Annotated in this window: 13 protein-coding genes and 1 pseudogene; 9 read left to right on the top strand and 5 right to left on the bottom strand. The window is 55.1% G+C overall.

Going from position 1 to position 12,186, the window contains the following annotated elements:
• Together LPA02S_RS08315 and LPA02S_RS08310 are read left to right on the top strand one after the other, a co-directional pair.
• Window positions 1-263 (top strand): annotated as a pseudogene (locus tag LPA02S_RS08315) (UTP--glucose-1-phosphate uridylyltransferase); the annotation flags it as partial.
• Window positions 264-562: 299 nt separating this feature from the next.
• On the top strand, window positions 563-1,126 hold the full coding sequence (locus LPA02S_RS08310) for a restriction endonuclease (RefSeq protein ID WP_173585382.1): 564 nt from the start codon (window positions 563-565) through the stop codon (window positions 1,124-1,126).
• On the opposite strand, the gene LPA02S_RS08305 is transcribed toward LPA02S_RS08310, so the two are convergent.
• Entirely contained in the window at window positions 1,123-1,422 is a 300-nt protein-coding gene (locus LPA02S_RS08305) for a hypothetical protein (protein ID WP_056956522.1), read from the bottom strand. The two genes, LPA02S_RS08310 and LPA02S_RS08305, sit on opposite strands and share 4 nt — an antisense overlap.
• A gap of 127 nt (window positions 1,423-1,549) precedes the next feature.
• On the opposite strand from LPA02S_RS08305, the gene LPA02S_RS08300 reads away from it, so the two are divergent.
• Genes LPA02S_RS08300 through LPA02S_RS08290 form a run of 3 tightly spaced genes read left to right on the top strand, consistent with a single transcriptional unit; the run spans window position 1,550 to window position 5,185 of the window.
• Entirely contained in the window at window positions 1,550-2,731 is a 1,182-nt protein-coding gene (locus LPA02S_RS08300) for a thiolase family protein (RefSeq protein WP_056956523.1), read from the top strand.
• A 1-nt stretch (window position 2,732) separates the two neighbouring features.
• A complete protein-coding gene (locus LPA02S_RS08295) occupies window positions 2,733-3,974 on the top strand; it encodes a hydroxymethylglutaryl-coenzyme A reductase family protein (RefSeq protein WP_056956524.1) in 1,242 nt (413 codons plus the stop codon).
• Between the two features lie 38 nt (window positions 3,975-4,012).
• The gene (locus LPA02S_RS08290; protein ID WP_054648632.1) at window positions 4,013-5,185 is read left to right on the top strand and encodes a hydroxymethylglutaryl-CoA synthase; all 1,173 of its coding nucleotides are present in this window, start codon (window positions 4,013-4,015) and stop codon (window positions 5,183-5,185) included.
• Between the two features lie 82 nt (window positions 5,186-5,267).
• Here the strand turns inward: LPA02S_RS08290 and LPA02S_RS08285 are convergent, their stop codons facing one another.
• Both LPA02S_RS08285 and rlmD read right to left on the bottom strand, forming a co-directional pair.
• On the bottom strand, window positions 5,268-5,741 hold the full coding sequence (locus tag LPA02S_RS08285; RefSeq protein ID WP_054648633.1) for a nucleoside 2-deoxyribosyltransferase: 474 nt from the start codon (window positions 5,739-5,741) through the stop codon (window positions 5,268-5,270).
• A gap of 179 nt (window positions 5,742-5,920) precedes the next feature.
• Window positions 5,921-7,297 (bottom strand): 23S rRNA (uracil(1939)-C(5))-methyltransferase RlmD, encoded by a 1,377-nt coding sequence (gene rlmD / locus LPA02S_RS08280; RefSeq protein ID WP_056956525.1) that lies wholly within the window; start codon window positions 7,295-7,297, stop codon window positions 5,921-5,923.
• A 151-nt stretch (window positions 7,298-7,448) separates the two neighbouring features.
• Between rlmD and LPA02S_RS08275 the strand changes: the two genes are divergently transcribed.
• Entirely contained in the window at window positions 7,449-7,826 is a 378-nt protein-coding gene (locus tag LPA02S_RS08275) for a hypothetical protein (RefSeq protein ID WP_056956526.1), read from the top strand.
• Window positions 7,827-7,895: 69 nt separating this feature from the next.
• Here LPA02S_RS08275 and LPA02S_RS08270 read toward each other — a convergent pair whose 3' ends face one another.
• Together LPA02S_RS08270 and LPA02S_RS08265 are read right to left on the bottom strand one after the other, a co-directional pair.
• Window positions 7,896-9,140, bottom strand: a complete 1,245-nt coding sequence (locus LPA02S_RS08270) for a helix-turn-helix domain-containing protein (protein WP_054648640.1) — start codon at window positions 9,138-9,140, stop codon at window positions 7,896-7,898.
• Entirely contained in the window at window positions 9,130-9,444 is a 315-nt protein-coding gene (locus tag LPA02S_RS08265; protein WP_056956527.1) for a hypothetical protein, read from the bottom strand. The genes LPA02S_RS08270 and LPA02S_RS08265 overlap by 11 nt, the downstream gene beginning before the upstream one ends.
• 76 nt (window positions 9,445-9,520) lie before the next feature.
• Between LPA02S_RS08265 and recX the strand changes: the two genes are divergently transcribed.
• The 3 genes from recX to hisJ all read left to right on the top strand — a co-directional run bounded on the left by recX (window position 9,521) and on the right by hisJ (window position 12,052).
• Complete coding sequence (gene recX / locus LPA02S_RS08260) at window positions 9,521-10,327, top strand: recombination regulator RecX (protein ID WP_054648645.1); 807 nt, start codon at window positions 9,521-9,523, stop codon at window positions 10,325-10,327.
• A gap of 170 nt (window positions 10,328-10,497) precedes the next feature.
• Window positions 10,498-11,034 carry a nucleoside tri-diphosphate phosphatase gene (gene ntdP, locus LPA02S_RS08255; protein ID WP_054648646.1) on the top strand — a complete coding sequence of 179 codons (537 nt, stop codon included), beginning with the start codon at window positions 10,498-10,500 and terminating at the stop codon, window positions 11,032-11,034.
• 181 nt (window positions 11,035-11,215) lie between these two features.
• Window positions 11,216-12,052, top strand: a complete 837-nt coding sequence (gene hisJ / locus LPA02S_RS08250; protein WP_054648648.1) for a histidinol-phosphatase HisJ — start codon at window positions 11,216-11,218, stop codon at window positions 12,050-12,052.
• Window positions 12,053-12,186 lie beyond the last annotated feature (134 nt).

The raw sequence follows: 12,186 nt of genomic DNA, 5'->3' as shown, positions 1-12,186 counted from the left end.
TCCTGGACAACCTGAAGCCTGGTAAGGGTGGCGAAGTTCAGTTGACTGACGCCATCGACAAGCTGAACGAAACCCAGCGCGTCTTTGCCCACGAGTTTACTGGTGACCGTTACGACGTAGGTAACAAGTTTGGCTTCGTCCAGACTACCATTGAGTACGGCCTGACACACCCAGAGGTGAAGGACAAGTTGCGTCCATACCTGGAAGAACTCGGCAAGCGCCTGCTGGCCGACGATAAGGGTGCCAAGGCACCGAAGAAGTAATCATCAAAATAGCACAGCCCCGGCTCCCGTCACGATTTGTATCGTAGTGATGGTTGCCGGGGCTGTTTTGGTGTGTATTTGGTTAGTGAAACCATTAAAAATCGCACGTGCACATGGCCGCAAACCGTACATTCTGCTAACCTTAAGTGTAACGAAACGGGTTGCGCAAGGCAGAAAGCGCCGCCTAAGCAACTACCACCAAAAGCCCAAGTGCGGGCCTTTCGGTGGTAGTTACTTAGGCTCTGCTTTCTAAACGCCTTGCTCCACCCTCTAAACGAGGTACAAACATGTTAGGGTTATTGAAGCGGGTACTCCACCGGTTAGTGCAGTTATTGTGGGTACTCATGGTGGTTGCGTTGGTATACAGTCTGTGGGCTCGGGATATGGTGCCAAAGTCTTGGCACGCTATTTGTGATCCCACCGCCTTTGTGGTGATTTGCCTGTTTACCGTCAGTGTTGGCGTATGGGTGTTCTGGCACCATTTCCGGTTTCGCGACATCACCATGGCGCACGTCGACGCGATGGACGGGTTGGAGTTTGAAAATTTCTGCGCGTTCTTGCTGAAGCGCAACGGGTATACGCGGATTCAGCAAACCAAGGGTAGCGGTGATCAGGGTGTGGACGTAATTGCCACCAAGAAGGGTATTAAGTTTGGGGTGCAGTGCAAACGCTACAACGGCTTTGTGGGTAATCACGCCGTCCAGGAAGTCTGGAGCGGCAAGGAGTACTACCAGCTTGACCAGGCGGTGGTGCTGACCAACAGCACCTTCTCGGACGCGGCCAATGACTTGGCCACCCAGTTGGGGGTAACCCTGATTGACCGGGAAGGGTTGCGGAAGCTCATGAAGCGGCTGCCCAGTTAGTGCAACACGATTGCGCCGTCCTGGAATGCAAAGCCGAAGATGGGCACCAGCTGGTCGTCCACCTGAGCGTACACCGTGCACCGGCGTAATGCGGGTGCCTGCGTCAACATAATTAGTTCCCAACGCTTGAGGGCGTGGGCTGGTGCTGGCGCGGTGGTCAGCACTAACTGGTCAGGGGTATCGGGGTCGGTAGGGGCCACGCCGGTTACCCGCAACGGTTGCTCCGCGCTATGCATCCAGATGGTGGTATTTTGGTTGAGGTCAGCCATGAGGGCTAGTAGGTCGATAACGCGCATACTGAGCGCTCCTTTCGTAGAACCTTAAGGCTTTGCAAAGTATATACGCTAGCCCAGTTTGGTCTGATAAAATAGAAATCACGGAACATTATAAGTCTGAACGAATAATAATGAATGGTGGCATAAGATGACAGAAGTTGTAATTGCGGGTGCAGTACGCACACCTATCGGTAAGTTTGGCGGGGAACTATCTAGTAAGAGTGCCGTTGAATTAGGCGTCGTTGCGGCGCAAGCGGCCATTGATCGGGCTGGGCTCCAACCAGACCAAGTTAACCGCGCCATCTTTGGTAACGTGTATCAGGCCAACAACGGACAGAATGTGGCCCGCCAGGTTGCGTTGAACAGCGGCATGGCCCACAGTAGCACGGCGATGACCGTCAACGAAGTGTGTGGTTCCGGGCTCCAGGCAATTCACCTAGGAGCTGCCGCCATCCAAATGGGTGAAGCGGACGTTGTGCTTGTTGGTGGCACCGAGAGCATGAGTAACGTACCGTTTTACGCGCCCCAGATGCGTTGGGGGCACGTTTTAGGTAACGCCCAGTTCACTGATGGGCTACTCAAAGACGGCCTGCTGGACGCCTTTTCCGGGCACCACATGGGTATTACCGCGGAGAATGTTGCCTCGCAGTACAACATTAGCCGCGAGGACCAGGACAGCTTTGCCCTTGCATCCCACCAAAAGGCCGTCGCGGCACAGGAGGCTGGTCGCTTTGAGGCCGAAATCGTGCCCGTCACCGTGCACCAGAAGAAGGGTGACGTGGTGGTGACGACGGACGAGGCACCACGTCCTGATACCAGTTTAACTAAGCTGGCCCGTCTGCGTCCAGCGTTCCAGGACGGCGGTACTGTCACTGCCGGCAATGCGAGTGGATTGAACGACGGGGCATCCGCCATGCTGCTGATGAGCAAAGAGACTGCTGAGAGGCTAGGGGTGACTTACCAAGCCGTGATTGACGACTTTGCGGAAGTGGGCGTCGACCCCGAATTGATGGGTTACTCACCTAAGTACGTGGTGAAGCAGCTGTTGCAACGTGCTGACGTTCAGGTGAACGCAATCGACCGTTACGAGATTAACGAGGCCTTTGCGGCTCAAAGTGTTGCGGTCGTGCGGGACCTGGGCTTAGATGACGCGCGGGTCAATGTGAATGGTGGGGCCGTGGCTTTGGGCCACCCGCTCGGCGCGTCGGGCGCACGCATTGTGACGACGCTCATTCATGACCTGCAACAGGCCGACGCGACGACGGGTATTGCCGCACTGTGTATTGGCGGCGGTCTGGGCATGGGTTTACGGTTGCACCGAGAGGCGTAGGATGAAAAAGTTTTACCAGTTGACGCGTGAGGAGCGCGTCCGGGCCCTGGTGGACTCGGGGATGTTGACCGCGGGCGATGCGGAGTTACTACTCGCGGATGCGCCCTTGCCACAGGCCACGGCGGACCACCTGACCGAAAATCAAATTGGCCAGTTTCCGTTGCCCATGGGTCTAGTGCGAGGGCTACGGGTTAATGGCATCACGCACGATGTGGCGTTGGTGGGCGAGGAACCAAGCGTGGTAGCGGCGGCCAACAACGGGGCGCGGATGGCGCTCGCTGGCGGCGGTGTGACCGTGCAAGTGCCGCCACACCGGGTAGCGGCCGAGGTCGTCTTTGCGGATCTCCCTGACACTCCCAACGCCGTCCGCTTGATTCGAGCGCAGACGGCGGATATCAAAGCTGCGGCGGCAGCCGCCCACCCGTCGATTGTGCGTCGTGGCGGCGGGTTACAAACGGTGACGGTTACCACCGTGGACGACTTCGTGAAGGTCACCCTGGTGGTTGACCCGCAACAGGCAATGGGCGCCAATATTGTTAACACCATTGCTGAGCGGGTGGGCGTACTGATCGGTGGGTGGCTACACCAGCAGCCACTGATTAGTATTCTCAGTAACTACAGCGATGATGCGGTGGTTGCGCGCGTGGACCTGCCGGTTGAGGCGGTTGCTACGCGGCATGCTGACGGGGCGACGGTTGCAAAACTGATTGCCCGCACCAGCGACTTTGCCCTACTCGATATTGATCGGGCTACCACCAATAATAAGGGCGTGATGAACGGTATCGCGGCCGCCACCATTGCCTTGGGAAACGACTACCGGGCTGTGGAAGCCGGCGCGCACGCGTACGCTGCTCGGACGGGCCGTTACCTGCCCCTGACGCGGTGGTGGGTGGCGGAGTCACGCCTCCATGGTGAGTTGGCCGTCCCCCTCAAGTTGGGCGTCGTCGGTGGTGCCGTGGGTGCATTACACCGTGCGGGTCTTGCGCAACGGTTGGCAGGCATTAAGACCGTTGCGGACGCGCAGTCCATTTTGGCGGCGTTGGGTTTGGTGCAAAACCTCGCCGCGATTCGCGCGCTGGTTGGCCCGGGGATTCAAGCCGGACACATGCACCTACAGGCTGGTGCGTTGGCCGTAGCGGCCGGTGCAGTGGGCGCCGAGGTTGCCTTATTGACCCAGCAGCTACAGGACGGCGATAAAACGATTGCGCGGGCGCAAAGCCTACTGCACCAAATGCGTCAGTAAAAGTTAATGTAAACAAATGAAGAGGAGCGTAACACACAATGCAAATTGGGATTGATCGTTTGGGCATGTACAGCCCACATTTCTTTGTTGACCTGAAGGACCTGGCTGAGGCTCGCGGGGTAGACCCAAATAAGTTCATCATTGGGATTGGTCAAAGTGAACAGGCAGTTGCCCCGAGCAGCGAGGACGTTGTAACGATGGGTGCGAACGCTGCTGCTGAGTTTATTGATGACATTGATACCAGCAAAGTTGGCTTGGTGATCCTGGGAACGGAAACGGGCATTGACGCCAGCAAGTCTGGGGCCGTGATCATCCAGCGGCTATTGGGTTTGCCAGAGTGGGTGCGTACCTACGAGATTAAGCAGGCCTGCTACGGCGGAACGGCAGGATTAATGACTGCACGTGATTACGTGGCAGCGCACCCCGACAAGACGGCATTGGTGATTGCGGCCGATATTGCGCGGTACGGTTTGAACAGCGGCGGTGAAGTGACCCAAGGCGCTGGAGCAGTTGCAATGCTGATCAGTGCTAATCCGGCCATCATGACCATTAATGATGACTCCGTCTTCATGAGTCGCGACATCATGGACTTTTGGCGGCCAGTATACACCGACCTGGCCTTAGCGAAGGGTAAGTATTCCACGGAGCAGTACATTAAGTTCTTTGATGACGTTTGGGCCCGTTACCAGCAGCAAACAGGACTGACTCTGGATGACTTTGCGGCGGTTAACTTCCACCTGCCATACACCAAGATGGGGTTGAAGGCTTTCTGGACCGCGTTACCCGAGGTAAGTGAGGACAAGCAGACGGCACTGCTCGATGCCTACCAGGAATCCACTGTCTACAGTCGGCGGATTGGTAACATCTATACGGGCTCGTTGTACCTGGGATTGGTTAGCCTGCTGGAAAACGACGGACACGTGCAGGCGGGTGACCGTTTGGGGATGTTCTCGTACGGCTCCGGCGCGGTCGGTGAATTCTTTAGTGGTGAGTTGCAGGAGGGCTTTGCGCGGTTCCTCCACGCGGACGCGCACCGGGAGTACCTGGACAGCCGGCAGCGACTATCCGTTGCGGAGTATGAGCGCGTGTTTAACAACAAAGTGCCTTACTCGGCGGACGATTATTCGGCCGACCCACAATATCTTAGCGGTCGTTATGTGTTGACGGGCGTAGAGAATCAGGAACGGCAGTACGAAGAACGTCCGGAGTAGCGGACTAACTCCATAATAGACACAAAGCGGGAGCCAACATCGAACGTGATGTTGGCTCCCGCTTTGTGCGTTCATAACAGTTTTAGTTGCGGCCCGCCACTGCTTCGACTAGTTCGTCGACCGACGTGACGATTTCACCGTTGAGCTTGATTAATCCGGTGGTGTAGAGGTTCATGTAGTGGAACTGGTTTTCCGCTACCTCTTGCAGTGCGTCCAGCTTTTGCTGGTTGGTGGCACCCAGACGTCGGCTGTCGGTGTACAGACCGATGACGGGAATCCCCTTAGCGTAAGCCACACCAATCTCGGATGCGACGCCGGCATCAATGGTGATGCCGTCAAGCACCGCAATGACCAGGTCACTGGCGACCAGCTCATCGGTATCGGCGTGCGCAATCATTTTGGAGTTGGCGTAGGCCTCTTTGTCATTAATACTGTCGTTTTCCTGCGGTAGGTAAATGTCGAGGCCGGTTACGTCGGCCCTCAGGCGCGCGACAATTTTCGCGTTAAAATCAAAGTCAGCCTGGCTGAATAGGCCATTGGCAAAGTAGATTTTCATTTTCTTTCTCCTGTGTGAGTTACTGGGAATAATTAGCGTTAGCGACTTATGCTCTAATTTCTAAGCGGCCGGGTCCGCTCTCTAAAACGAGCTCCGCCCCGCAGAAACTTGCACATAACCCACTTTGACAATGAAGCCAAGCCCAGGCTTCACTGTCAAAGCGAGTTATGTTTCAGTTTCTACCCGCGGGGTCTCCGCTCTCTAAACACCGTTATCGCCTCACACCTTGCCGTCTGTGGGAACATGTCGATTGACTGGATATACTCCACCTGGTATGCCTGCGTGAGCTTCGTTAAGTCGCGCGCTAACGTTGATGGGTTACAACTGATGTACACAAATTTTTTCGGCCGCGCCTTCAGTAGCGCAGGGATAAAGTTGCCTTCCAAACCCGTGCGGGGCGGATCCACAATCACCGCGTCCGGTCTGAAGCCTTCCTCCAGCCAGCGTGGGAATACGTCTTCCGCTTTGCCGACCTCGTATTGCACGTTCTTGATGCCGTTGCGCTCCGCATTCGCCCGCGCGTCGTCAATCGCCGCCGGAATGGTATCCATCCCCCGAACCGTGGCCGCCGTATGCGCCATGCTTAATCCGAGCGTCCCGACACCGCAGTAGGCGTCGACCAAAGTTTCGTGCGGGGCCAAATCCAAAGCGGTTAATGCCTCTTGGTACAACCGGGTCGTTTGCATAGGGTTCAACTGCAGGAATGCCTGTGGCGACAGCAAGAAGTCCATACCGTTAAGTCGTTCCGTAATGTACTGTTCACCCGCCAGCAACTTTGTCTCCGGACCCCACACCAACGTCGTGCGGCCGGGATTAACGTTTTGGTTGACGCTCACTACCGCGGGCAGGTCCTGCGCGATGCGGGCCAAAATGCGACCCTTGCCCGGTAACTTGGCGGAGTTAGTGATAAACGTCACCTGGATTTCGCCGGTAGCGACCGATGCGCGGACCGCTAGAGTCTTCACAATACCGCTGTTGTGGCCCTCATCGTAGATTGGCGTCCCTAAGTCTTCCATTATTTGGCAAAGCTCGTTAATGGTAGCCGACACGACGGGCATCTGCGTGGCAAAGTCGCTCAGTGGGACTAGGTCGTGGCTGCCAGGAGCGTAGAGTCCTGCCCGCACGTGGCCATCAACCACCCGTACCTGGAACTGAGCCTTGTTGCGGTAATGCAGCGGTTGCGGCGCGCCAATGGTTGGGCGCACATCGTAGTGCTCGTAACCGCGTGGACGGTAACGTTCTAACGACTGGCGGATGACGTCCGTTTTAAAACGTAATTGCGCCGGGTAGGCGAGGGCTCCGAGCTCAATGCCGCCTACTTTGCCATACAGTGGGTCAACCGGCTGTACCCGCTCTGGTGATTGTTTACGAATTCGGTGCACCCGCGCGTCAATGTAGCGCTCATGGTCCTGCGTGACCTCAGCCACGACCACTTCATCCGGTAGGGCACCCGGAACAAAGGTAATCTTCCGTTTGTAGTAGCCGATGCCGGCCCCGTTGATATCAAGTCGCTTAATGGTGAGGGGAAAGCGTGTCCCCGCTGGTATTTGATCCATATTTTCCTCCGTTTGTATTCCTCGCCATTATAGCAAATTAGCCGGGTAAAATCTGTCCGGGGGTGGGTATTTAGAGCCGTGGTTGGTATAATGAAAGCAGATTCGTGGCGGACGGCGTACCCGTACGTCGAACGCAAAAGGGGAAAATAACATGAAAATCACGTACACAAACCAGTCAGCACCACGGGTGATTGCGACCGTATGGCACAACGGCGAAGCGCACACCTTACACGACAATGACAGTATTGACTTGGATGTCCACCGTGGCGATCAGGTTGAATACCGGGTTGGCCGCATGACGCGACGTACGCCAATTCATTTTCAAGCGACCGACGCTAAGTTTGTCATCGAAGCTGACCGCGTGTTCCAGATGATTTTCTTTGGCATCATCTTTGCCCTCATCCTCCTAGCCTACGTGCTGCACTGGCTCGATAATTACTTTGTGGCCCTGGCGGGGCTCATTATCATGGTGGTGGCGTACGAAGGAATTGTGTTCTTTCGGGGTTTCCGGGCGCGGCCAGTGCACTAAAAAATCCAGCAATGCAAAGATGCCATCACCAACGCCTGTGAGCGTGATGATGGCATCTTTATACTCTGGTTATTTAGGCCCGTCGCACGTAATGGCGGCGGCCTTGTCGTCGGCGAGTTTGCCCACGCGTTCCAGAATGTGGAGCAAATCCGTATCCTCAGAGCGGTTACCCCAGTATATGATGGTCGGTTGGTGGTCGCCCACCGGTACGGTCGCGTGGGTCAGCGCGTAGACCCGATCGTAGTGGTCGATTGAACACAGGATGACGTCCGGTGGTACAGGGCTGTTAGGCGGTAGGACCTTGATGACGGCAAAGCTGTTCAGGAAACCGATAATGTCCTTGTTCAGAAATGATTCGCTTTCGAGTTCAACCCGCACTTTCAGTGGCTCGACCGTTTTGAACATGGGCAGGATGGGGGCCATCGTGGTGAACACCGATTCCTCGATGCCTTGGGCCAGCCGAACAAAAACGTGTTCCGGTTCGTCTTTGGGGATACTCATGATACTGGCATGGATGGCATCAAGTAGTTGCTGGTACTGCTTCATCTGGTAGCGATTCTCACTGAAATCTGAAACCTTGACGACGGGAGCCTCGAGGACGTAGTAGTTGAGCACGGCCTTGTACATGTTGGTTTCAACGACCTGGTTAGATAGGAAAACGTCGCGCTGCTGCGCCGACAATAACTGGGCAATACATTCGCGCAGCTGATGGACCAGGCTGGCAACCGGATTGGGAAAGCTTTGCATGTATTCACAATATTCCCGGTTGATGGCGCGGTTATCGGTGGCTAACGTTGGTAGGTTAGTCCAGAAAAAGTAGGCGGTCAGGCGGGCCCGACGCGTTTCGTCCTCGGACAATTCCGGGAAAAATTTCGGTGTGATGTTCATGGTGGGGATGGGATCCCGCCGGCTGAAAATGGTGATTAGGCGTGGATTAAGGCGGTTAACGTGTCCCTGCCGCATGCGCAGCGCCACGGTGGCGATGTCAATCAGTGCTCTGCGCGTGGGCATGGTGTGTGCCGGGAACCCCTTCCCAGGTTCGGCCGAATTGGTAGCGTTGTACATAGCAATTGTTTCGGCCTCGTCGGGATTGGTAAACGGCCACGGACCGCCACGGTAGCCCTGACTGAAAAATTCGTGCATCATAAACACGATGCGCAGTTCTTCGCCGGTTACGCGCCCCAGCGTCATATCGATGTCGATGTTGTGTTCCTGGAGGTACTCGCGGAACGGTGCAATCAACCGCTTGAGGGTGCGCAGTGTGATATTGTGGACCGCACAGAATTCCTTGGTATCGACTCCGTCATTCAGCAAGCTGGCACTGAAAAACTGGAAGCTGGTCGATTTGCGGAGTAAAAAAAAATTGGTATTGGTCTACGTCCACATCCGCGGACATCATGGCAAATTCAGGTTCCTTATCACTGGCGGGTTGCTTGCCGGTGAGGGTGACCAGGTCGCTCAGGATGGAACGAAACGCCTTGTACGTTTGCGCGTACCCCATACCCACGATGAGGCTGAGTTTGTTGACGGTAAAGTTGGCCGCGTCGAACGACTTAATGATTTTAAACAGGCGGAAGCTTTGCTCACTCTGTTTATTAAAAAAGTAATCTCTAAACATGGGCGACCCTCCTGCATCAGTCTTTGCAGTTATTGTAACATTGGCGTAGACAACAGTAAAAAGGTTGGTGGATAATATGGCAGTAATTACGGCGGTTACCCCGCAAAAGCGGCGCGGCTACTATAACATTTTTCTTGACGGTAAATTTGCCTTTGGGGTCAGTGAGGACACGTTGGTGCGCTTCCGACTCATTAAGGGGGCCGAGCTGGATGATGTGCAGACGGCCCACGTTCAGGCTGAGGACGCGTTATCGCGTGCAACCAGCGTCGCGGTGACGTACTTGAGCCACCAGTCGCGGACGGCCAAGGAGGTGCATGACCGCCTGGTCGACGAGGAGATTCCTGAAGGCGCGATTGCGACGGTGGTGGCACGCTTGCAGGAGCGTGGGTACATTAATGATGCTAACTATGCGCAGTACTTTGTAGACGACAACGTGACGATGGGTGACCGGGGTCCGCGGCAGTTAACCGCTAAGTTACGGCAGAAGGGCATTAGCGCCGATTTGGTGGATAACGCTGTGGCGGAGTACACGCCAGAGCAGCGGTTAGCTGTTGGTACGCGCGTTGCTCAGCGTGTGGTGCGGCACGGGACGCGCAAGTCGCACGTAGCGTTAGTGCGCAGCCTGAAGACAACTTTGATGCAAAAGGGGTTCGATGGGGATGACATCGATCGGATTATCGCTACGGCCGCCCCAGAACGTGATGAGGAACAAGAAAACGATTTGTTGCTCACCACGGCACGCAAAGTGTGGCGCCAAAAGCACCGGTACACGGGTCGTGAACGGCGTATGAAGGTCAAGCAGGCGCTGGTGCGTAAGGGCTTTGGTTATGACCTGATTGACAATATTCTGGATGACATTGAGGCAGAGGACGATGATGAGTAGTGGGGGCAAACTTTGTTAGTAGTGGTTCACGTGTTGTCACTGGTGACACACTGACTTTTTCCCAGAAACCCTTTGAAGTTTGGTACAATCTATATGATATATAGGCAATGTGTGCAGTAACTAGAATTACGCCCGCACACAGCGAGTAGATTAGAAAGTAGGTTAGCCAAATGCAGATTCCCAAGGAGGGTGACTACGTAGCAATTAAGAGCTACAAGCATGACGGTAGTTTACACCGTACCTGGCGTGACACGATGGTGTTGAAGACGAGCGATGACGCAATCATTGGCTGCAACGACCACACGTTGGTCACTGAAAGCGACGGCCGTCGGTGGGTTACGCGCGAACCGGCAGTGCTCTTCTTTCACCGCCACTTTTGGTTCAACGTGATTGCGATGATTCGCGATAACGGGGTGAGCTACTACTGTAACTTGGCCTCACCGATGACCATTGATCAGGAGGCCCTTAAGTACATCGATTACGATCTGGACGTCAAGGTTTTTCCGGACGGTGACAAGCGGTTGCTTGATGTGGATGAATATGAGGCCCACAGTAAGTTGTGGGGGTACCCCAAGACCACCGACCGGATTTTGAAGGCTAACGTGAATACGTTAGTGGATTGGATTGACCACGGTAAGGGCCCGTTTTCGCAGGCGTACATCAACCTGTGGTATGAACGTTATCAGCAGCTAGCACACCGTGAATAGTGTTGCGGCTTCAAAGGTTGCGCCGGTAGTTCCGAGAAGGGATTACCGGCGCAACCTTTTTGCGGCCGTTGAACTGCAATTTTAAATAACGTAAGAATTTGTGACATTTTTAATATAGTCGGTGGTTGATTACCATTTTGGTTTACACTACTCGCTAATATGTATACGAGGGGGTACGCAGATGCTCAAAATTGATGGGCACACGCATACGCAATTTTCACCGCAAAGTCACGATGAAGATGCCGAACTAATGATTCAACGGGCCATTGCCATGGGCTTTAAGGAGTACGCCATGATGGAGCGGGCACCTTTGCCGGCGGAGTTTGCGGACCAGTTTGGTGGCAACACTGAATTGAGGCAGTTAGCCGCAATGTCAATGGATCAGGTGCCGCAGTACCTCGAGTACGCCCAGTCTTTGCAAAGAAAGTATGCGCACCAGTTGCGTATCCACGTTGGCTTTGAAGTGGATTACCTGCCGGGACTGGAAGGGTGGACGATCAACTTCCTCAATGAGGTGGGCCCGCTAACTGATAACAACATACTGGCACTACACTACCTGCGCGGGCGGGACGGCAAGTTGTGGGAGTTGGATACTACGCCGGACGATTTTGCTACCGGTTTTGGTGACATGTTGCAATTTCCGGAACACTTATTCAAGTCGTACTATTCTACGCTGTTGCACGCTGTTCATGCCGATTTGGGTGTTTACACACCGCGATGTGTGGGCCAGATGGGGTTGGTGCGGCAATTTCAGGATTACTTTGGTCTACCGCGGACACTCACTCGCGATTGCGAGTACCTCGTAATACGTGTGTTGCACGCGATGCACGCTCGGGGTGCTAGCCTGGAGGTCGGCGTTGCGGGACTGTACCAGGAGTTCAATAACGAACTGTATCCGTTACCGTGGGTTATTGACCGTGCACGCCGTATGGGCGTCCCACTGGTTTATGGCTCGGACGCGCACAATGTCCACGAAGTCGGTCGAGGCTACTACGCCGTCGAAGCGTTGCTGGAGTAGCGCGTCGACGGCAGCGTAGGCCGGACCGGCGAGCTACGGCTTAGTGGGGCGCTCCATGGTAACGGGCTGGAGGGGCACGAACTCGCGGGTGGGGTTTGAAACTGCGGCTTACGTGTCCTGCGCCGTGATTGCTA

The sequence above is a fragment of the Lacticaseibacillus pantheris DSM 15945 = JCM 12539 = NBRC 106106 genome, from assembly GCF_001591865.1.
In the GTDB taxonomy this organism is placed as follows: Bacteria; Bacillota; Bacilli; order Lactobacillales; family Lactobacillaceae; genus Lacticaseibacillus; species Lacticaseibacillus pantheris.
Note: the sequence above shows the minus strand (reverse complement) of the source record. Positions and strands in the feature narration are given on the sequence as shown.

Coding starts and splice junctions, on each gene's coding strand:
- ntdP (WP_054648646.1), top strand. CDS start 10,498: ATGCAGATTCCCAAGGAGGGTGACTACGTAGCAATTAAGAGCTACAAG.
- LPA02S_RS08290 (WP_054648632.1), top strand. CDS start 4,013: ATGCAAATTGGGATTGATCGTTTGGGCATGTACAGCCCACATTTCTTT.
- LPA02S_RS08305 (WP_056956522.1), bottom strand. CDS start 1,422: ATGCGCGTTATCGACCTACTAGCCCTCATGGCTGACCTCAACCAAAAT.
- LPA02S_RS08265 (WP_056956527.1), bottom strand. CDS start 9,444: ATGTTTAGAGATTACTTTTTTAATAAACAGAGTGAGCAAAGCTTCCGC.
- LPA02S_RS08295 (WP_056956524.1), top strand. CDS start 2,733: ATGAAAAAGTTTTACCAGTTGACGCGTGAGGAGCGCGTCCGGGCCCTG.
- LPA02S_RS08275 (WP_056956526.1), top strand. CDS start 7,449: ATGAAAATCACGTACACAAACCAGTCAGCACCACGGGTGATTGCGACC.
- hisJ (WP_054648648.1), top strand. CDS start 11,216: ATGCTCAAAATTGATGGGCACACGCATACGCAATTTTCACCGCAAAGT.
- rlmD (WP_056956525.1), bottom strand. CDS start 7,297: ATGGATCAAATACCAGCGGGGACACGCTTTCCCCTCACCATTAAGCGA.
- LPA02S_RS08300 (WP_056956523.1), top strand. CDS start 1,550: ATGACAGAAGTTGTAATTGCGGGTGCAGTACGCACACCTATCGGTAAG.
- LPA02S_RS08285 (WP_054648633.1), bottom strand. CDS start 5,741: ATGAAAATCTACTTTGCCAATGGCCTATTCAGCCAGGCTGACTTTGAT.
- recX (WP_054648645.1), top strand. CDS start 9,521: ATGGCAGTAATTACGGCGGTTACCCCGCAAAAGCGGCGCGGCTACTAT.